Origin of the sequence: Veillonella magna, from assembly GCF_959600285.1 — a bacterium.
Lineage (GTDB): Bacteria > Bacillota > Negativicutes > Veillonellales > Veillonellaceae > Veillonella_A > Veillonella_A magna.
In genome coordinates, this window is sequence record NZ_CAUGKU010000019.1 from 13,020 (window position 1) to 31,729 (window position 18,710).

Annotated in this window: 22 protein-coding genes and 1 tRNA gene; 6 read left to right on the top strand and 17 right to left on the bottom strand. The window is 43.2% G+C overall.

The window, feature by feature from the left end; translation table 11 throughout:
* Positions 1-20: 20 nt before the first annotated feature.
* Positions 21-230 carry a helix-turn-helix domain-containing protein gene (locus Q5873_RS09125; protein ID WP_303060503.1) on the bottom strand — a complete coding sequence of 70 codons (210 nt, stop codon included), beginning with the start codon at positions 228-230 and terminating at the stop codon, positions 21-23.
* A gap of 149 nt (positions 231-379) precedes the next feature.
* On the opposite strand from Q5873_RS09125, the gene Q5873_RS09130 reads away from it, so the two are divergent.
* A complete protein-coding gene (locus tag Q5873_RS09130; protein ID WP_303060504.1) occupies positions 380-874 on the top strand; it encodes a helix-turn-helix domain-containing protein in 495 nt (164 codons plus the stop codon).
* 38 nt (positions 875-912) lie between these two features.
* Complete coding sequence (locus tag Q5873_RS09135) at positions 913-2,067, top strand: tyrosine-type recombinase/integrase (protein WP_303060505.1); 1,155 nt, start codon at positions 913-915, stop codon at positions 2,065-2,067.
* Positions 2,068-2,208: 141 nt separating this feature from the next.
* Here the strand turns inward: Q5873_RS09135 and Q5873_RS09140 are convergent.
* The 3 genes from Q5873_RS09140 to Q5873_RS09150 all read right to left on the bottom strand — a co-directional run bounded on the left by Q5873_RS09140 (position 2,209) and on the right by Q5873_RS09150 (position 3,158).
* A tRNA-Ser gene (locus Q5873_RS09140) sits at positions 2,209-2,300 on the bottom strand.
* Positions 2,254-2,751: a tRNA adenosine(34) deaminase TadA gene (gene tadA / locus Q5873_RS09145; protein ID WP_288189951.1), complete on the bottom strand. Its 498-nt coding sequence runs from the start codon at positions 2,749-2,751 to the stop codon at positions 2,254-2,256. Before tadA ends, Q5873_RS09140 begins: the two co-directional genes overlap by 47 nt.
* 35 nt (positions 2,752-2,786) lie before the next feature.
* Positions 2,787-3,158, bottom strand: coding sequence for a RidA family protein (locus tag Q5873_RS09150; protein WP_028255390.1), 372 nt, complete (start codon positions 3,156-3,158; stop codon positions 2,787-2,789).
* A 229-nt stretch (positions 3,159-3,387) separates the two neighbouring features.
* Between Q5873_RS09150 and Q5873_RS09155 the strand changes: the two genes are divergently transcribed.
* Positions 3,388-3,966 (top strand): methylated-DNA--[protein]-cysteine S-methyltransferase, encoded by a 579-nt coding sequence (locus Q5873_RS09155; protein WP_303060506.1) that lies wholly within the window; start codon positions 3,388-3,390, stop codon positions 3,964-3,966.
* Here Q5873_RS09155 and Q5873_RS09160 read toward each other — a convergent pair.
* Positions 3,932-4,816 (bottom strand): hypothetical protein, encoded by an 885-nt coding sequence (locus tag Q5873_RS09160; protein ID WP_303060507.1) that lies wholly within the window; start codon positions 4,814-4,816, stop codon positions 3,932-3,934. The genes Q5873_RS09155 and Q5873_RS09160 overlap by 35 nt on opposite strands.
* Positions 4,817-4,846: 30 nt before the next feature.
* Positions 4,847-6,079 (bottom strand): hypothetical protein, encoded by a 1,233-nt coding sequence (locus tag Q5873_RS09165; protein ID WP_303060508.1) that lies wholly within the window; start codon positions 6,077-6,079, stop codon positions 4,847-4,849.
* A 269-nt stretch (positions 6,080-6,348) separates the two neighbouring features.
* Here Q5873_RS09165 and Q5873_RS09170 point away from each other — a divergent pair, with 269 nt between their 5' ends.
* On the top strand, positions 6,349-7,248 hold the full coding sequence (locus Q5873_RS09170) for a 1,4-dihydroxy-2-naphthoate polyprenyltransferase (RefSeq protein ID WP_303060509.1): 900 nt from the start codon (positions 6,349-6,351) through the stop codon (positions 7,246-7,248).
* 143 nt (positions 7,249-7,391) lie between these two features.
* Here Q5873_RS09170 and gndA read toward each other — a convergent pair whose 3' ends face one another.
* The 7 genes from gndA to Q5873_RS09200 form a co-directional block, all read right to left on the bottom strand.
* The gene (gene gndA / locus Q5873_RS09175) at positions 7,392-8,810 is read right to left on the bottom strand and encodes an NADP-dependent phosphogluconate dehydrogenase (RefSeq protein WP_303060510.1); all 1,419 of its coding nucleotides are present in this window, start codon (positions 8,808-8,810) and stop codon (positions 7,392-7,394) included.
* Positions 8,791-10,545: an ATP-dependent nuclease gene (locus Q5873_RS09180; RefSeq protein WP_303060511.1), complete on the bottom strand. Its 1,755-nt coding sequence runs from the start codon at positions 10,543-10,545 to the stop codon at positions 8,791-8,793. The genes gndA and Q5873_RS09180 overlap by 20 nt, the downstream gene beginning before the upstream one ends.
* Before the next feature lie 81 nt (positions 10,546-10,626).
* Positions 10,627-11,490 carry a DMT family transporter gene (locus tag Q5873_RS09185; RefSeq protein ID WP_303060512.1) on the bottom strand — a complete coding sequence of 288 codons (864 nt, stop codon included), beginning with the start codon at positions 11,488-11,490 and terminating at the stop codon, positions 10,627-10,629.
* Positions 11,487-12,989 (bottom strand): threonine synthase, encoded by a 1,503-nt coding sequence (gene thrC / locus Q5873_RS09190; protein WP_288189937.1) that lies wholly within the window; start codon positions 12,987-12,989, stop codon positions 11,487-11,489. Before thrC ends, Q5873_RS09185 begins: the two co-directional genes overlap by 4 nt.
* A 511-nt stretch (positions 12,990-13,500) precedes the next feature.
* Positions 13,501-13,578 (bottom strand): putative holin-like toxin, encoded by a 78-nt coding sequence (locus Q5873_RS09700; RefSeq protein WP_353934434.1) that lies wholly within the window; start codon positions 13,576-13,578, stop codon positions 13,501-13,503.
* 268 nt (positions 13,579-13,846) lie between these two features.
* The gene (locus Q5873_RS09195; protein WP_288302124.1) at positions 13,847-14,089 is read right to left on the bottom strand and encodes a hypothetical protein; all 243 of its coding nucleotides are present in this window, start codon (positions 14,087-14,089) and stop codon (positions 13,847-13,849) included.
* A gap of 324 nt (positions 14,090-14,413) precedes the next feature.
* A complete protein-coding gene (locus tag Q5873_RS09200; RefSeq protein ID WP_303060513.1) occupies positions 14,414-15,358 on the bottom strand; it encodes a tyrosine-type recombinase/integrase in 945 nt (314 codons plus the stop codon).
* A 406-nt stretch (positions 15,359-15,764) separates the two neighbouring features.
* Here Q5873_RS09200 and Q5873_RS09205 point away from each other — a divergent pair, with 406 nt between their 5' ends.
* Complete coding sequence (locus tag Q5873_RS09205; protein ID WP_303060514.1) at positions 15,765-15,947, top strand: helix-turn-helix domain-containing protein; 183 nt, start codon at positions 15,765-15,767, stop codon at positions 15,945-15,947.
* Between the two features lie 30 nt (positions 15,948-15,977).
* Here Q5873_RS09205 and Q5873_RS09210 read toward each other — a convergent pair whose 3' ends face one another.
* Genes Q5873_RS09210 through Q5873_RS09225 form a run of 4 tightly spaced genes read right to left on the bottom strand, consistent with a single transcriptional unit; the run spans position 15,978 to position 17,501 of the window.
* Entirely contained in the window at positions 15,978-16,493 is a 516-nt protein-coding gene (locus Q5873_RS09210; protein WP_303060515.1) for an N-acetylmuramoyl-L-alanine amidase family protein, read from the bottom strand.
* Between the two features lie 24 nt (positions 16,494-16,517).
* Positions 16,518-16,952, bottom strand: coding sequence for a phage holin family protein (locus tag Q5873_RS09215; RefSeq protein ID WP_303060516.1), 435 nt, complete (start codon positions 16,950-16,952; stop codon positions 16,518-16,520).
* Entirely contained in the window at positions 16,945-17,100 is a 156-nt protein-coding gene (locus Q5873_RS09220) for a hypothetical protein (protein ID WP_303060517.1), read from the bottom strand. Before Q5873_RS09220 ends, Q5873_RS09215 begins: the two co-directional genes overlap by 8 nt.
* Positions 17,100-17,501 carry a hypothetical protein gene (locus Q5873_RS09225; protein WP_303060518.1) on the bottom strand — a complete coding sequence of 134 codons (402 nt, stop codon included), beginning with the start codon at positions 17,499-17,501 and terminating at the stop codon, positions 17,100-17,102. Before Q5873_RS09225 ends, Q5873_RS09220 begins: the two co-directional genes overlap by 1 nt.
* Before the next feature lie 31 nt (positions 17,502-17,532).
* Here Q5873_RS09225 and Q5873_RS09230 point away from each other — a divergent pair, with 31 nt between their 5' ends.
* Positions 17,533-18,558, top strand: a complete 1,026-nt coding sequence (locus tag Q5873_RS09230; RefSeq protein WP_303060519.1) for a tyrosine-type recombinase/integrase — start codon at positions 17,533-17,535, stop codon at positions 18,556-18,558.
* The last annotated feature ends 152 nt before the right edge of the window (positions 18,559-18,710 follow it).

Consider the following 18,710-nt stretch of genomic DNA (forward strand, 5'->3'; position numbering starts at 1 on the left):
AAGCCCTCTATGGTTACCGCCTAGTCACAAGTAAATAATTCGGCAACCGGCATTCTTAATGCTTCAGATAATTTATTAGCTGTCCCCACATTGCACGGCTTCCCCTTTAATACCCTTTGTACTGTTGCAGGTGTAACGCCTGCTTTTTGTGATAATGCGCTTTGATTGACATTTTGTAATAATATAGCCCTTTTCAGTGCTGATATATCAGCTTTAAATACTAAACTCATTATTTAATCTCCTTTCTACTTCACAATGTTGTTTGAAATTACATTTTTATTTTAAAACACATTTTAGTTTAAGCCAACAACATTGTTGTTTAAAATTACATCTTCATATTATCTAACAATGTATGATACAATGGTGACGAGGTGATAATATGATAATTTCTAACCTATCAATGATTATAGACAAAAGAAAAGGTATGACGGTTTACGGCTTATCCCAAGCGGCCAATCTTCCTAGGACATTTATACAAGGGTTATATGACAATTCGTTTCAAATGCTTAATGTCACATATTTAAACCAACTATGTAAATTCTTAAAGCTAGATGTAAATGACATTATCTGTTATTTTCCTTTTGACTTCGCTATTTCCGTATCCGCCGATAAACAAAAAGTCGTTGTGAAAATGGATTTTGTAGACGAATCATTTATAATATTTAATTTAGATGTTCGCCTAAAACCCCCTATAGCTTTGGTTTCTGTAAGTCATGACGATTTCGAAAATTGGCGTTCTTGTTTTGAACACGAAAACGAAGCCTTATATCTTCATCTTTTAGAAGTGATAAAGAGCAAATTAATAGAAGCGTTAGATTACAAGGAATTAAAAGTTGGCTTTGCTCCTAGCATTACAATGTTCACCGAATTATAGCCGCTAGCCAGTCCAATACCGTCACATAACGGTGTACCATGTGGATAGAAGAAAGACAAACAAAAAAAGGCCTTCGTTACCGGTATAACGAACGTTACACAGATAGCAAAGGCCGTACTAAGAAAATCAGTATTACATTAAACTCTAATAGCCGTATAGCGCAAAATACAGCGTCACGGCTTCTATATGAAAAGATAGCGCAAGCGCAAGAACAGGAAAAGGAGGACAAAGAAATTACCTTTGCCCGTGTGGCCACAGAATGGCAAGAACACGCAGCCTTATCCGTTAAGCCTATGACTGCCGTTAATCACAAATTACACGTAAAAAAAGCACTGGCCATATTACCCGATGGCGCAAAATTAGCCGATTTAACCGCCGTTGATATAGAAAAGGCAATGTATGAACTATATTATAACGGCTCTCTTACATACGGGTATTGCCATGCCGTATTACAAACTATTAAGCGCATATACAAGTATGCCAAACGTAGGAGGCTAATTAGTGATATAGCAGATATACTTGAAGTAGAATTAAACCGCAAGCCATATACTGCATCTGAGTTGGTTAAGAAAAAAGAAAAGTTTCTTGATCATGACGAATTACGGGAGTGCTTACGCCAATTACACCAGCTACATAAGCCTATAGCCCTCATGATGGAGTTTATCAGTCGCACCGGGCTACGGTGTAGCGAATTACTAGCGTTACGCGTACAGGATTATGACAAAGAAAATAGGCGTATTCACATAAACGGTACTATTATACAGCATACATCGGTAAATAGTAACGTCGTGCGTGGAACGCCTAAAAATATATATTCCGTTCGCTATGTGGCTTTAGATAGCCGGTCTGTATCAATCCTAGATAGTTTTATCCTAGAAAATAAAAAACGCGCTCTATGGTTTAAAGGATACGATGATAAAGGCTATATCTTTACAACTAACCGGGGCAACCCGTACAATCTCCAGTACATCGGCCACTATTTACGCCGGCTACAAATTGAAGGTAAACATGTTACCACGCATATATTCCGTCATACACATATAAGCATATTAGCCGAATTAGGCATTCCCCTAAAGGCCATCATGCAACGAGTAGGCCATAACGATCCTAAGACTACGCTAAGCATATATACGCATGTTACAGAAAATATGCAAAATGACGTTATTAATAAATTAGAAAAATGCACCCTATAATTTTAGGGTGCATTCAGGGAGCAAAGAGACCCGTAAAAATAGAAAAAAGAAGAAACGTATCAAATTACAAAAACCTCAGAAATACGCATGCCCGCTATATTCTGAAATACATTGATACATTTCTTCTTATGCTCCTAAAAATGGCGGAGAAGGAGGGATTTGAACCCTCGCGCCGGTTTTGCCGACCTACCGCATTTCGAGTGCGGACCCTTCAGCCACTTGGGTACTTCTCCGTGCTGCACGCCGCTCTTTGAAAAAGTCTTTCATAATCTGACTGCATTCATCAGACAATACACCGGCTACTACCACGGGCTCATGATTTAATCCCGGATGGCTCAGTACATTGAATAAAGACTCAACGGCACCGCCCTTGTAATCGCTACTGCCATATACCACCTTGTCCAGACGACTGTTGATAATGGCACCGGCGCACATCGGACACGGCTCTATAGTAACATAAAGCGCGCATCCGGTCAACCGCCAACGTGAAAGTAATTCGCAAGCTTCGCGGATGACTAGCATTTCCGCATGTGCCGTTGCATCATGGTCAATTTCACGTCGATTATGATGACGTGAAATAATCTGTCCCTCGTGCACCAGCACAGCACCGATAGGAATTTCCCCCATCGCATAGGCCTTGCGGGCCTCCGCCAACGCTTCACGCATATAGTCTTGATCTGTCATTACCGATCTCGTTGTTCTTTTGACACTAATACATATTAGTCAACAACGGCAATAACTTCAACTTCTACTTGGAAGTTAGCCGGTAATTCTTTAACAGCTACGCAGCTACGTGCCGGTTTGCTGGTAAAGTAATCAGCATAAATAGCATTAAATTTGGCAAAGTCATTGATGTCTGCCAAGAAGCAAGTCGTCTTTACAACCTTGGAGAAGTCTGTACCGGCTTCCTTCAAAATAGCTTCGATATTTTTCATAGCCTGCAAGGTTTGCGCCTCTACGCCTTCTTGCAATGTGCCGGTAGCCGGATCAATGCCCCCCTGACCGGAAATAAATACAAAGCCATTCGCTACAATTGCCTGGGAGTATGGTCCCAAAGCCTTCGGTGCCTGTTCTGTGTGAACTGTTTTCATGCGTATCAAAACTCCTTTCGCAGGTTCCCCTACAACAATAAATTTATACGTCTATTGTACTCGAAATTTATAAAATATACAACGCAATAATTCATTTTTATTAATTTATAAATAAGCTAAAATCATTAATAATCCCGTTCCATAGGTTACCATCATTATCGGTTGGCATTACTACGTGTTTCAGATAGAATACAATTATAGATACTCGCAAATAAGAAGGAGCCCTTTTATGAACACCCAATCAAATGAACGCATCATCTATATACACTCGTTAACACTGCCTCGGCTAGGACCGCTCACGCTTTACAGCGACGGTACTCACCTCATCGGCCTTGCCATGCCCACACAAAAATATGATACTATCGGGACTGCCCAATATATTTCTAAGACTTTACCTATTTTTGAGGAAACAGAAGCTTGGCTTCACGCCTATGAAGAGGGAAATGATCCCGGTCCCGTGCCGCCTTTACAACCGGAAGGAACCGACTTTCGAAAAAGAGTATGGCATGCGCTTTTAACAATTCCTTACGGCCGGTTAACAACCTATGGTGATTTAGCCACAGTCGTTTACGGTAACAAATGCGGTGGCTTGTCAGCCCGCGCAATAGGCGGTGCTGTAGGTCACAATCCAATTCCCATCATCATTCCCTGCCATCGCGTCATCGGCCATGATGGTTCGCTCACCGGGTATACGGGCGGATTAGATATCAAGATACGACTTCTCGAACTGGAACACCTTACCGTAACCGATAACCAGGTTATATCACCGCCGCTTATTTCAACAGCTTCGTTAATAACGGAGACATAACATCTCTTTCTGCATCAGGTGTAATCATAAGGTAAGCAATCGGTGTTTGCGGTGCCGCAGCTACGGCAGCACCTACGTAGTACGGCAAAAGGATGCCTTTCGTATGTACTTGGACACGTGTGCCCGTGACAAAGGTATCATATTGTTGTCCATGCATCAGCTTCACTGGTTCCTGATCTCGCAGCGTCACCGTCGTATCACTGTTAGTACCTGTCTTTACAGCCTGCATTGTCTGCCAAGCAGCCAATGCTTCATCACTATTTTGCCATGCCTCGCTGAGTCGCTGTGAAATTACGGATGCCACTTCCGGGCGCAAGCGCCATGCACCGTCATTATCTGTCGTTCCTGCTAATGCATACAACGAACCACCGAGTACACCTAGTTGTAACCCTTCAGGCAAATACTTCTTCACCTTGCCTGCCATAGCATCGGCCAGCATATCCGGTGTAACTCTCGCTTTTACCATCCACGCCGTATAGTGACGATCGTTTTTCGTTTTCTGTAGCTGATATACATCAATATCACCGTTGGCAATCATCTGTGCGATTTGCATGCCCCGTTTTTCTTTATCCGTATTATGCGCTGCCGCTACACTGCCAATATATTCATCAACAACTTGTTTTATGATGGGTGACATATCTGACTGAGAGAGCTTACGCACTGTTACCCCCTCATCAGCCAGCACGTTCAAGCCCGGTTCCTGCGCCGTTACCGATGTAGCCTCGCCACGCATAACAGCACCCAAATCAATCGTCCGTGCCGAATCGTTATCGGCTGCCCACACGGCCGGTGCAGCGATTGCCGTCGTTACACCCCCGATAAGCAATAATCGTTTCCATTGTATACACATCTCTATCATCCTTTCAAAATTACTCAGTCTCTATTGTTTCACTTGCCATAATTCGTTCATCTGTTGTTGCCAATACTCATAATCCGAGTCATTGGTAAGAACGCTCATCGAGGTAATGCCATCTTTCTCATAGCGTTCCAATGTAAGTAATCCCAACGGAAATACGAAGCCATCTACCTCCAATGCGCCTCGTTGGGTAGATAAAAATCCTTTGCCCAGTGCAGTCTGTACCGGTGTACCAAAATTAATATCATATTGATGCCAATGCGTATTCTTTAGAAGATCAAGGCCTGCCTGTGCCGCACGGCGCTCTCCCTCCTTCATCGGTTCGCCAACAGTACCGCGATTCCGTTCATCTAGATACCATTCACCTAAATACACTAATGCATTGCGTCCCGTATCTAATACTTGATACGCTTTATATGCATCATCCACCGTCTTAGGACTTTCCTTGTCATTTAAGTAATCCTTATGCGCTAAGTAGTAACCAAGCGGACTATATTGTTGCGGATACGCCGGCTGTAATTTCCATAGCGCATCCAAGTCACCGCGCAAGGTAGTTACATACTGTTCCACCCCTTTTACGCGCTGTATAAATCGACTATAGTCTTCGGCAGTGAGTTTATGTGTCTTCTCTTTTGTAGATGCACCGGCCACTGACGACGGTAAAACCGCACTTTCCCGTTCCTTTTCCAAGGTTGTCGTCAGTGTAGCGAGCCCCTTTTGTGCGTCCGTCATACTATCATCAACAACTTCCTTGGCCATATCCATGAGTGGCATAATGTTTCCATCCGTAAGATCTTCCACTACAAAGGCTGTATGCAAACCAACCTTATCTTCACCACGCAGCTGATGATACTGCGTCTTGGATTGTACCTTAGCCAATTCATCGAGTAATTTTTTTAGTTTCACCGGTACATCGCTGGGTAACGGAGGCACCGTGGTCTGCATATGTTGAAGCGTTTTCTTGTCCGCCCCATCATAGCTGACCGTAGTCACCGTCATTCCCTTCGGTAAGGGAAGTACCTGACCGTCAATCGTCGTCAGGCTCACGCCGGAGGTAGTAATGGTCGGTGATACCGTCTTTGTAACCGGTGTTGATATATCTTGGCTGCCCGTCTGTGTTCCCGTTGCATCTGCCGCATATAGATGTCCGCCCATGGATACAATCGCAGCTGCCATCACGGCCAGTGCTAGTTTTTTACTTTTACGCGACCACAGATTGTGTCTCTTCATCACGGCTGATGTATGTAATTGTTTCATACTATTCCTCCTTAACCCTCATAACATTACCCGCATCAATCACTCTTAGTATACTGTAAAATCCGCCTCGTATGCAGTTCTACTATGACAGGCTTAGATTTTACTTTTCTCTGAAAGTAAGCTACAATGATAATCGAATTGCTCAATTACAATGAGTAGCAAGTACTAACGTTCTTGGTGCAGTTATACGGCACCCACTTTATATTACAGTATATTGATGTAAAATGAATCCTTCATGATACAAACATGATACAAAGGAGATTATCATTATGACCTTCCCTCAGTTTTTTAGACTCGTCCGTCCCCGTACGCTGACGGCAGCCTTTAGCCCGGTAGTACTGGGCGCTGCGTATGCCTATGCCAGTCATACCCCGGCACACCCCATCGCTGTATGCTTAGCCTACACGCTTATGGTACTGGCTTGTGTGATATCCGCACAAATGGCAGCCAATATGTGGAACGAGTATTTCGATTTCAAGTCCGGCCTTGATTTAAACCAAGCCATCGGCAACAGTGGCTCCATTGTCCGCGAAGGCATCGCGCCTTCACAGATTAAGCGGCTCGCCGTATCCTTTACGATTTTCCCCTTGTGCTTAGGGCTTTTCCTGTCCGCCTTGGTAACTTGGTGGTTTATCCCTGCAGGCATACTCTGTATCTTAGTAAGCCTGCTTTACTCCGGCGGTCCTAAGCCATTATCCCGCACGCCCTTTGGCGAAGTAGCCTCCGGTTTAGCTATGGGGTTTGCCATCGTAATGATTACTGCCTTCGTCTGGACCGATGCATTGACCTGGGATTTACTGATTCCCGCTGTTCCTTCTACTATTCTTATCGGTACCATCATGATGACCAACAACCTTCGTGACTTCAGTAATGATAAAGTACACGGTCGCCGTACCTTGGTCATTTGCATCGGCAAATCTGCCGGTATTCAACTTTTGGCTATCCTATTTGCCTTTTGCAATGCTTGGCTCGTAGGATTTGCTTTTGCCGGACTCATCTCTTGGTGGTCGTTAGCAGCGGTCGTATATACTGTACCGGCTATGCGCGCCGTGCGTATTCTCGATCGTTATGCCGATGCTATCAACATGGACGCGGCCATGAAATTTTCTGCTATGGGTACTACCGTGTATCACATTCTCTTCGCAGCCGGTCTTCTCATCGGCCGCTAATAATCTAATAATTCACAAATATAAAACCCCGATATCCGACTTCGCATCTTTCAAAGAAAACCAAGTCGAATACCGGGGATTTTATTATATATTATTAACTATACTATGTGTTGCTGTTCTTATTGCTGTTCGTATCGCTATTCTTATTGCTGTTCCCATTCCGCATGGAAGGTACCTTCCTTATCCACGCGCTGATAAGTATGCGCACCGAAAAAGTCGCGCTGTGCTTGAATCATATTCGCCGGCAACACACCGCGGCGATAGCTGTCATAATAATCCAAGGACGATGAGAAAGCCGGTGTCGGAATGCCGTATCGTTTGGCAGCGATAACCGCTTCGCGCCAGTTGTCCTGATGCGTTTCGATAGCCTCCTTAAAGAATGGATCTAAGAGCAGGTTTGCCAAGTCGGGATGATTAGTAAAGGCGCGTTTAATATCTTCCAAGAATACCGCACGAATAATGCAACCGCCACGCCATAAAAGGGCCATATCTCCAAAATTAATCGTCCAACCATATTCATGAGCCGCAGCTTTAATAAGGGCAAACCCCTGTGCATAGGAGCAAATCTTCGATGCATATAGGGCGGAGTGAATCGCTTCAATAAGTGCCTTCTTGTCACCAGCAAAGGTAGCGCTAGGACCGCGCAATACCTTAGCGGCTTCTACACGTTCCTCCTTGTACGCCGACATGCCGCGAGCAAATACAGCTTCTGCAATTGTCGGAATCGGCACACCCAAATCAAGACCTTCTTGGCTTGTCCATTTACCCGTACCTTTTTGTCCGGCTTTGTCAAGAATACATTCTACTAAGGGCTTTCCGCTTTCCTTATCTTTGACATGCAAAATCTTAGCGGTAATTTCAATCAAATAGGAATCGAGAATACCTTTATTCCATTCTTCAAATACATCGCCGATTTCATCATCGCTCATGCCCAATAATTCCTTCATCATAAAGTAGGCTTCGGAAATAAGCTGCATATCGCCGTATTCAATGCCATTGTGAACCATCTTTACATAATGACCGGCACCGTCATCACCGACATAACTGCAGCACGGTCCATCGGTAACCTGTGCAGCTATGGACGTAAATATCGGCGCCAATTCTTCATAGGATGCACGGGTACCACCCGGCATAAGACTCGGTCCGTTCAAGGCACCTTCTTCCCCGCCGGATACACCAACACCGAGATAGCGGAAGCCTTTAGCTTCCAGTTCTTTACAACGTCGACGAGTGTCGGCAAAGTATGAGTTGCCACCATCAATCAAGGTATCGCCCGGTTCCAAATACGGCAAAAAGGCCTGAATCATGTCGTCCACCGGCTGTCCCGCTTTCACGAGGAACATAATCTTACGCGGCTTAGCCAGCATATGTACCAATTCTTCCGGAGTCATAGCACCGCCGATAGTACCTTCATCACCGTAATTCGCAACAAAATCCTTCGTCTTTTGCGGGGTGCGGTTGTATACGGCGATGGAAAAACCGTGGCGAGCAATGTTACGCGCTAAATTTTGCCCCATAACAGCTAAGCCGACCAACCCGAATTCATATTTCATCTCTGTCATGTGAATCCTCCTTTTGTTCATGGTGTAACGCCAAGTCGCGCGCTCGACAAATCACGGCTTTAAATACCGGTGGTATCAGCTCATCCGTCAAATGATAGGCGATGCGTCGTCCTACGATGACACCTTTGTTACTGTAAAACCAGGAAAAGTAATACTCCTTTAAATCTTTATATTGTCTGTCGGATATATGTGATAGACGCCGCGGTGATATTTGCGTACGCTGCACTGACAGTTTTGCCAACCCTCGCTTGAGCATGTCCCGCGTCACCGTACCGTGACCGTCCTCCACCAAATCCGCTACAATCTTATCTAATATATCACGCCGTTTGCGCCCTAGCAAGTGCGTTACAATTTCTGCTTCAAAGCATAACGTGTCCGTAAAAAAAATATTCTTAGAATTGCGACTATACTTCTCGGACACATCTTGATCATACAGCACTACCGTAGGGATGGAAAACCTTCGGAACAGCTTAGCCAGTTTACTGATGGACGACTCACCGCGCGCATTAATCAAACAAATACCATAGTAATCAAAATTAACTCCGATATGTTCGCCAAAACCACGAAAGCTGCCGTATTCCGTTTCCCCTTCCACTAAGATAATTGCCCGCGCATACAAGGCTTCTTTAGCCTCCGGAAAATGCATAATCAAATGTTTTTCCAGTTCTCGGGGAAAGAAAAAACTAGCCCCACAGGCGGTAGCGATATGCCCGTTTGTATCCCGATAAAAACGAATGATATTGCGGTAATCATCAATCAGAGCATCCGTGGCATGAGTGACAATAAAAAGCTGTCCCCGCAAACCATCAATGCCGAAAAGTCCCTTTAAAAGAGCCGAAAAGGAACTGCTCTCGTTAGACAGTAGTTTGCGGTAGCAGCTAAGCACGGCGCGCTGTAAATATGGGTTCAGCCGAATTTCCGGTTCATCCACACTGACCAACAGCGGCAAGTAACACCGATCACCGGATACATACACCAGTGATTCGCGCAGATTAGCAGCCATACTTTGACTGCGTTCATATAAATATGCCAACATCTTTAATTGCACAACCAGCAACAGTTGCTCCGTATCCGGCGTATACCCACAATCGGACATGCGCTCATGATACGCCAGCATCGTCAATAATCGTTCCATCAAAGAAATACCTGCCGGCACATATCCACGACATAAATCTACCGGTGCCGTCAAAGCGGATAGAGATATGGATTCGCCCACTAACCATTGACAGCCTTTTTCTGCAGAATCAGGCAGTCCCTTGGAACTTAAAAATTGATGTAACTGCTTTTCCAATCCCGCCAGGGTAGACTGCCGAATTTCATACAATGACGCAATCGACGTATCGCGATGGGACACATAGCAAATTTTGCGAAACAATGCTAACGGCAAGGGCCGACGCTTTGTATCCGTCTGTCGATAAAGCCGCGGATACACCTCCTGTAAGAGTTGTTCGGCAACCAACGTGATCGTATTAACCGTACTGTCGTCTTCATCCCAATAGGTACCCTGCTCCGCTTCTTCCAATTCGATTTCCATCGTTATACGGATAGGCTTATGGATTTCAAAAAAATCCTTTTCATCAAATCCCTTCGTATTGGCCAAAATTGACAATAAATCCAACAGATTAGATTTACCGATGGCATTTTCACCGACAAAATAATTATACTGCTTATGAAATTGCACCGTTACCTCTTGCAGGTTGCGGTAGTTTTCAACGCGAATCCATTGTAAAAACATAGTGTCACCTAATCTCTGTAGTAGTATTAAGTCGTAGTAAAATCGTAATGCATGTTCCCCCTCTATGAAAACACGTTCACGCTATGATTGCCGTCCCGTGGCATGACGCTCCTTTAAGCGCGCCAACATAACGGATGACGTAAACATAATAATCCCGCCGGCAACAGTAATCCAAGATAATGTTTCATCAAAGATGAGAAAGCCCCAAAAGGAATTAAAAAACACCCCGATATATTGCATAAACTGAGCTACTACGGCATTCGTAGCTACAAAGGCACCGGTTAAAAAGAACTGGGCAAATACCGAAATCACTCCGATAATAATGATAATGCCCGCCTGTCGCATATCAGGCACCACAAAGTTAGGCCCCATCAGAATGCCCCCTACCAACATAGTAGTAAATAGGAAATAGAACATGATTTCATATGTTCCATGTCCACCTTGGATACTGATTTTACGAATTGTCGTATACGCAGCCGCCGAAAAAGCAGCCCCGCCAATAGCATATAGGGAGTACCAATTAAACGTTGACATTGACCACGGATGAATCATAGCCGTAACGGCGCAAAAAATAGCTAACAGCCATTTTACAGATCCCTTCGGCAAGGCTTCCTTCAACACCAATGTACTAAAGATGAACACAAAAATACCGGACAATTGAAATAGAATCGATGCATCTGCCATATTCATATAGGCAAGAGCAATAAAATTCAATAATGTGCCTACCCCTCCGAAAATACCGCGCCACATAAGAAGCCCGCGGTCCTTTGATGAAAAGGAAATGCGCTTGACTCCCATATAAATAAGCACCGCTGCCGTACCGATAAGACCGCGGAAAAATGTAATTTCCGAAGCAGGCATCCCCTGCCCCAACATCTTAACAAATAAATTCATCACACTGAACGCCAGTGCCGATGTAATAGCAAAGAAAAACGCTTTTTTCATGATTTCGTAAATGCATCTACGAAAGCCAATATTTCCTTACGCATTTCTTCCTTATCAATAGTGCGATCGAACCGAATCGGCGTATCCTGCAAAGCAGCTAACTGTTTCGGGAACGCTACGCCGGTCACCGCTGAAATGTGTTCCAGGCTTTCGTAAGGTGTACCTCCTTCCCGAATATCCAATGCTTCACAAAGCGCCGACGGAAATTTGAACGGATGAGCTGTCGCAGCAATAACCGTGTGACAGGCACCTAGCTCCGGACGCTTGGCAAGTAATTTCATATACGCTCCCATGGCAACTGCTGTATGCGGATCCATAACATATCCATAGGAATTATAGACCTGTTCAATCACTGCTTTTGTTTCTTCATCATTAACATACGCGCCAGTAAATTCCCGTTGAATACGGCTTAATTCTTCTGTCGTTACACTGAGTTTACCGGATTTCTTAAGGCCTTCCATTTCAGCCTTAATGCGCACCGGATTTTCTCCGCACACATAGTATAAAAAGCGTTCAAAATTTGAGCTTTCCACAATGTCCATGGATGGTGACAGCGTCGTAAAGAACGGGCGTTTGCAATTATATGTACCAGTTTCGAAGAATTCGGTCAAAACATTATTCCTGTTGGATGCACAAATTAAATGACCGATAGGTACTCCCATCATTTTAGCGTAATAGGCCGCCAAAATATTACCGAAATTACCGGTAGGCACAACGATATTGAACGCCTCATCTTCATGAATGGCTCCCTGCCCGACCAATTCCTCATAGGCCGCTACATAATACACTACCTGCGGTGCCAAACGACCGATATTGATGGAGTTCGCACTAGAAAACATTACGCCCTTATCTGCTACCGCTTGATTCACCTCTTCATTGACAAAGAGTCGTTTCAAAAATTGCTGTGCATCATCAAAATTTCCCCGAATAGCCGTAACGTTCACGTTGTCCCCGGTTTGCTTTTGCATTTGCTCCTGCTGCATAGGACTCACGCCATCCGTCGGATAAAATACTTGAATATGCGTGCCCGGTACATCCTTAAAGCCTTCCAAAGCTGCCTTTCCCGTATCGCCGGACGTAGCTGTCAAGATGAGAACCTCTTTTGTTTCTCCTTCTTTCTCCTTAGCTGCGGTCAACAAATACGGAAACAACGACAACGCCATATCTTTAAAGGCCTGCGTGCGTCCATGAAAGAGCTCCAGTACCGATAAGCGTTCCAACAAAGAATGAAGCGGAGCGATGTCATCTGTACTGAAATTCTTTGTATTGTAAGCAGCATTAATCATATCTTTCAATTCTGCTTCTGTAAAATCCGTAAAGAATTTACTCAATACAATCGCCGCAATTTCCTGATAGCTTTTTCCTGCAATATCCTTATATGTAATACTGCGCCGCGGGAAAGAAGCCGGCACATATAAACCGCCATCGGCGGCCAACCCGTTTAATAACGCATACGTTTCGCGCACCTTTTTATCACTGCGCGTGCTTGTGTAATTCATAAACTAACTCCTTTTTCTCTCATACCTATCGCCTGTAACGATATCCCATAGTTTTATCACACCCTATATAAGTTGACATCGCCTGTGTCTAGTAAAAATACGTCCTACCTTCACATCAGTCTAACCCGTTTTAGTATAGTCGTGTGACATCTATTTCATTATATCTAAAATACATAGCTTGCGCCAGTCGTCCCTAGGTACATCTTTCATAATGTCTATGAGGTTAACTAGTGATCTACTACTTCTTATATCCGTTAGTACTCAAATTACTTTTTATACTGCAGTTACCGTTAGTTCTTTCAATTACGCATTGTATATCTGCATCACCATAAAAAGCACCCTCTCGGGTGCCGGTAAAATTTGACAAAACACATTGCGTGTTACATAATATAAACAAAGACGAGATACTAAAGCGTTTTGCAAGGCGCGAACTCGTCCCTCAAAGTAAATTCTAATTGAAGAAACGGTCGCGTCCTACTGAATGCGGCCTTTTTTCATGCCGCTAAGATGATTATCTTGCCGCCATGATAATGGTAGCAACTAAAATACCAAATGCTATCATGAGAGATAGCACTTCATATATTCTCATCACTTACCACCGCCTTCACACGAAGGACAAGCACGCTACGCTTTTGTATCTCGTTATACTTATTGTACCACATACCGCCTTGAGCGGTTTATTTTTTTCTATTTTCCCCGCAGTAAACCGTGCTAACGTATCTAGCAACTTTTCCAGGATGAGATATTGCATATCTATGTCACCGCATCATCATAGCTAATATATGTCATCATTGAATCACCTCCTAAAAATGGATATAAAAAAACCGCCTATAGCCCTAGGCGGTCTATATCCAAAGTCATCCCCCATTACAGTACACAAGGGCCTCCGGAATAATTTTATTTTCTTCTTTTTCTGAAATCAAACGGGCAATCAATCTTATCGCCATTACATCATGTACACTCTCGCTTGATTTTTCTATAGTGGAGCTATCGAAGTTATCAAAGTCGACACAAAAGATGCCATCTTTTGTGTCGTTGGAACCGAAAGCGTACCAAGCTTTATTCAATTGATTCTTTATCAATTTTGCCGACACTATCAATTTCCATCCTCCTAAAAGAACTACATTAAGCTTATTCCGATTGTATTTTCTATAAAAACGTGTACATAACTATTCTCTTTAAATTCTATCTCCTTTTCGCACTTCTTGCAATAAATAGTAATTTTTTTAGATATACCAAGCAACAAATAAAAAAAGCGAATCTCCTAAGAAATTCGCTTATCTATCAAAGTGGTGGAATTGAGCCATCTAAGAACAAATATTACTTTTTATCAATCTTACTTCACATCTACAAATTATCAACCTTTTATACACCAGCAGAAGTTCTACTAGATTGATATTAAAAAGGGGCTGTACAGCCCCTTTTTAATTTTTCACATCAATTATATCATCTATTGTCATCACTGCTCTCCTCGACATCTCATCTATGATCGCCACATAGAAATCACTAGTGACAGTAATATCCTTATGTCCTAGTAAAAGTGAACAAGTTTTTAAATCCACTCCTTCTTGCAACATAATAGTTCCGAAGGTCCTACGTAGGTCATGGAACTTGTAGCGATGAATTCCTATTCTTTCCGCATACTCAGGGAATCCAGCTGTCAAACGTGAGGGGGATATATGTACAACTTGTTCACCTACCCGTACTTTCTCATTCAACGCTTCATATAATATATCGTTTAACGGTACAATCCTTTCGCAACGATTCTTTGGCGGATTGTAATATCCTTTGCCGTACAGCCACATATAACTTCGTTTCACAGTTAGCGTTCTGTTATGGAGATCCACATCTTGCCATTTTAATCCAAGAACCTCTCCTCTCCGCAACCCGGCACATAAGGCTAATAAAACCGCGACTTTAAAATCATCGTCCGGAAAGTTTGAAGAAACTAAAGTGACTACCTCAGCTCGGCTAAGATATCTAGCCACTTTCTTAATGTATTTATACTTTAATCCAGCAAATGGATTACAAGGAATGTATCCACGCCCTTCTGCAAAATTAAATAGCGAACTTATCTCTTTCAAAGAAGACCACTTTGAGTTTTGACTGAGGGGTGTTTTTGAGTGCGCTACAATATGTGAATCTAAATCATTGATTATTTCGTTCACCTCTTTGTTAGAAAATCGCAATATCTGCATACTATAATATTTTCGCAGCCATCTTGTGAAAAAGTGACATCTGAAAATTCTTGTACTCGCCCGTAAATTAGGGCGAGCACAGTATTCTTTTATAACTTCTTCTACAGTTAATTTAGTAGTATAATTTCTACACGCGAAGCATTTGATATTGAAATCATTAGTCTCTTTCATATTTCCGCCTCCAGTTCACCGGTAAATTTTCGAGAGCATGTCTTAACTCTTTTAGAGTTTTATATGCTCCAAAAAAATTCATTGTTTCTGGATGATATATGAAATACTTATATCCTTTATATCTAACGTCCGGTACATGTCTTGTCACGGTCGCTTTCCATTTATATTCCTCACAGATGCTTGCGAAGGTTTCCTTTTTCATTCTTGACCACTCCTTTGATTTTAATTTAAAATCGAAGTGGAACTTCTTGTTCCACTCCGGGGTGGCGCATTGCTTTGGTCGGCTGCGTCACCTCTTTTCTATGTACTCATTATAGCACGCATTGCGTGTTATGTAAATATAATTTTACATTTTTATAATTTATTTTAAGCGCATTGCGTGTTATAATAAATGTGAGGTGATAGAATGACTGAAATCGAAATGAGCATAAAAGAAGCGCGGCAGTTAGCAGGGCTATCGCAGGCTGCCATCAATCGCGAAATTGGCATTCCTATTCGCACGCTTCAAGATTGGGAGGCGGGTAAGAGAACTCCTCCATCGTGGGTAGAAAGATTAGTCATTGAAAAAATTTTATCATTAACCAAATGAAAAAAGAGGGAGCCGGAAGGCTCCCTCTTTTTATGCTATCTCATAATCTGTCACGCCGCGCGCAATCGCCCGGGCAAAATCATCAATCCTATTCTTCAACAATGCTAAATCTTCCGGGTTATCGATGAACGCAAGCTCTACCAGTACGGCAACGGCCTCTGTGTGCTTCAGCACATACAAGTTCCCCTCCTTTACGCCTCTATCAGTAACAGGCAAACTGCGGATAATTTGCGACTGGATGTAGTTTGCAAATCTCTGTCCATTAAACGATTTATAATATGTTTCTGTTCCCCTCGCTTGGTGACTGGCACAGGCGTTACAGTGAATGCTTACAAATAAGTCCGCATCATACGCATTCGATGCGTCGCAGATTTCGTACAACTCATTGTACTGCCCCACAGTGCAATCTACGCCTGCTGCGAGCAAATACTTCTCAACGAGTTTCGCGCACTCAATCACTACATCGACTTCACGATCACCGGTTACAGGATTAACTGCGCCACTATCTAATATTACATGGTGTCCTGGATTAATAAATACTTTCATGTAAAACACGTCCTTTCTTTTTAACTATTTCTTTTCTAATTTATTATCGGCTAACTGTGCCAACGTATCCCGTAGCTTTGCCGGGATAGGAACCCCCGCCTTCCCGGCATTTTCTATAATTGATAATATTTCTATTGATATATAGCCCCCTACAGACACATAATAGATGGCACTAATGCCAAATTCCGTAGCCAAAATAGAACAGAGCGATACGATGACCAATACGCAAACCTTCTTCAACAATCCACGATTGCCTCGCCGAGAATCAAGCGCAAGATTGTCATTCAAATACGCAGCCATGACACCGAGGATGAAATCAACAACCATGGCGTACAATAGAACAACTAACCATTCATGAATAGGAAACAAAGAATTAAAAATCAACGTTAACACAGCTCCACCTCCAGCCCACGGCAATTGCGCCGTGGTAGGGAATAACCCCCTGATAAACTCAATCATGCTTTGCATCCTCCTTTTCTTTTTCTTCATCTTCCGCACGCGTAATAGCTTCCTGCAACGCCACTGCCGCAGGGCAGTCACACGTGCCATCATCCTTTAATTTTCTTCCGCACAGCCTGCACCATTTCGTCAATTTGAAAAATCCCATTATGCTTCATCTCCTTTCAGGGCTTCAACGTACGCTGCATTCATCGCAGTATATTCTTCACGAATACTCTCAATAAGCTCTGCATCTCCTTGTAATTCTGCTACTTTCAAACGCTGATGCAGCTCACTTTCATACGTAGCACGCTCAGTATTTAAAGCTGCCACCCGTGCCGCCTCAACTTGCTCAGGCGTGAGTGGGTCTACAACGACTTTCTCACCATCCCATCGTGCTCGCTCTCCTCCAAGTGCGTTGTTAATAAGACTATCGCCTTCGAGGTACTGTTTGTCAGGATATTCTCTCTTAGCAACTTCATACAGTTCTTCCATCGTATCGCCATGCAAGGCTGGAGTAAGTGCAGTGTGTTTACTGCCATCTTGATTTAAAATTATTAAGTATTGCATATAATTTCTCCTTTCAGAAAAGAGGTACAAAATGAAACTTCCTAACAACTTTGGTAGCGTAGTCAAGCTCTCCGGGACCCGACGCCGTCCCTTCATGGTTCGCAAAACAGTTGGATATACCGATACAGGTAGGCCTATTCAAAAATCTATCGGGTACTTTGATACCTATCCTGCAGCAATAGCTTTTTTAGAAAATTACAACCAGCGATCACTCACAGAAGCCCCCGGAATATCATTGTTACAACTATACCGGCAATGGCTCCCCCGACAGAAGGAACGCGTCGGAGCATCTGCCTTGGAAGGGTATCGAACTTCACTCATTCATCTTCGCCCAATTGTAGCAATATCAATTGACAGCTTAAAGTTTCATGATGTGCAGGCATGCTTCGATAACATGCACGACCGTAACGGAAATCGTGTTGGCTATGCAACAAAGAAAAAGGCTCGCACACTCTTAAATCGGCTACTACAATACGGACGAATCAATGAATTGATACCGGCTAACATCGACTTTGGTAAAGACTTAGACATCGGCATAAATACTCCTGTCCGCCCGCATTCGCGATTTACCCGGCAACAAATTAACAAGGTATTGAAAAGCACAATGCCAGAGAAAGACATTGTGCTTTTATTGTTGTACACCGGTATGAGGATTAGTGAGTTGTTGAATTTGAAAAAGAAAAATGTAAAGCTACGCTCTAAATATTTCGATATTACACAATCAAAAACCGCTGCAGGTATCCGCATCATTCCAATACATGATTCGATACTTCCTCTTGTCACAAATTTAATGATGATTCCGGGTAAATACCTCATCCCGGATTGCCGCACATATGCCGCCGGTGCAGATAGATTTAACAAAGTTATGAAAGCTTTAAAAATCAAGCACTCTCCGCATGACTGCCGTCACACAGTCCGCAGTATACTCAACGAGAAAGATGCCAATCAAGCCGCCATCGACAGGATCCTGGGCCACTGTTCAAAATCAATTGGGGATGCGGTTTACACACACGTAAGATTGCCGCAATTACGCAAAACTTTAAGACTTTTGCCGTAATTTTGTCACTAACGCGTTACTAATGACGATATCCCACCATGCCATTGATCCCGTCATTAATGCATATTCTGTGTTACTAATTTGTTACAAATAAGTAATTCTCAGCACATAAAATCTGCATCTAAGCCTCCCTGAATTTATCCAAGGGGGAA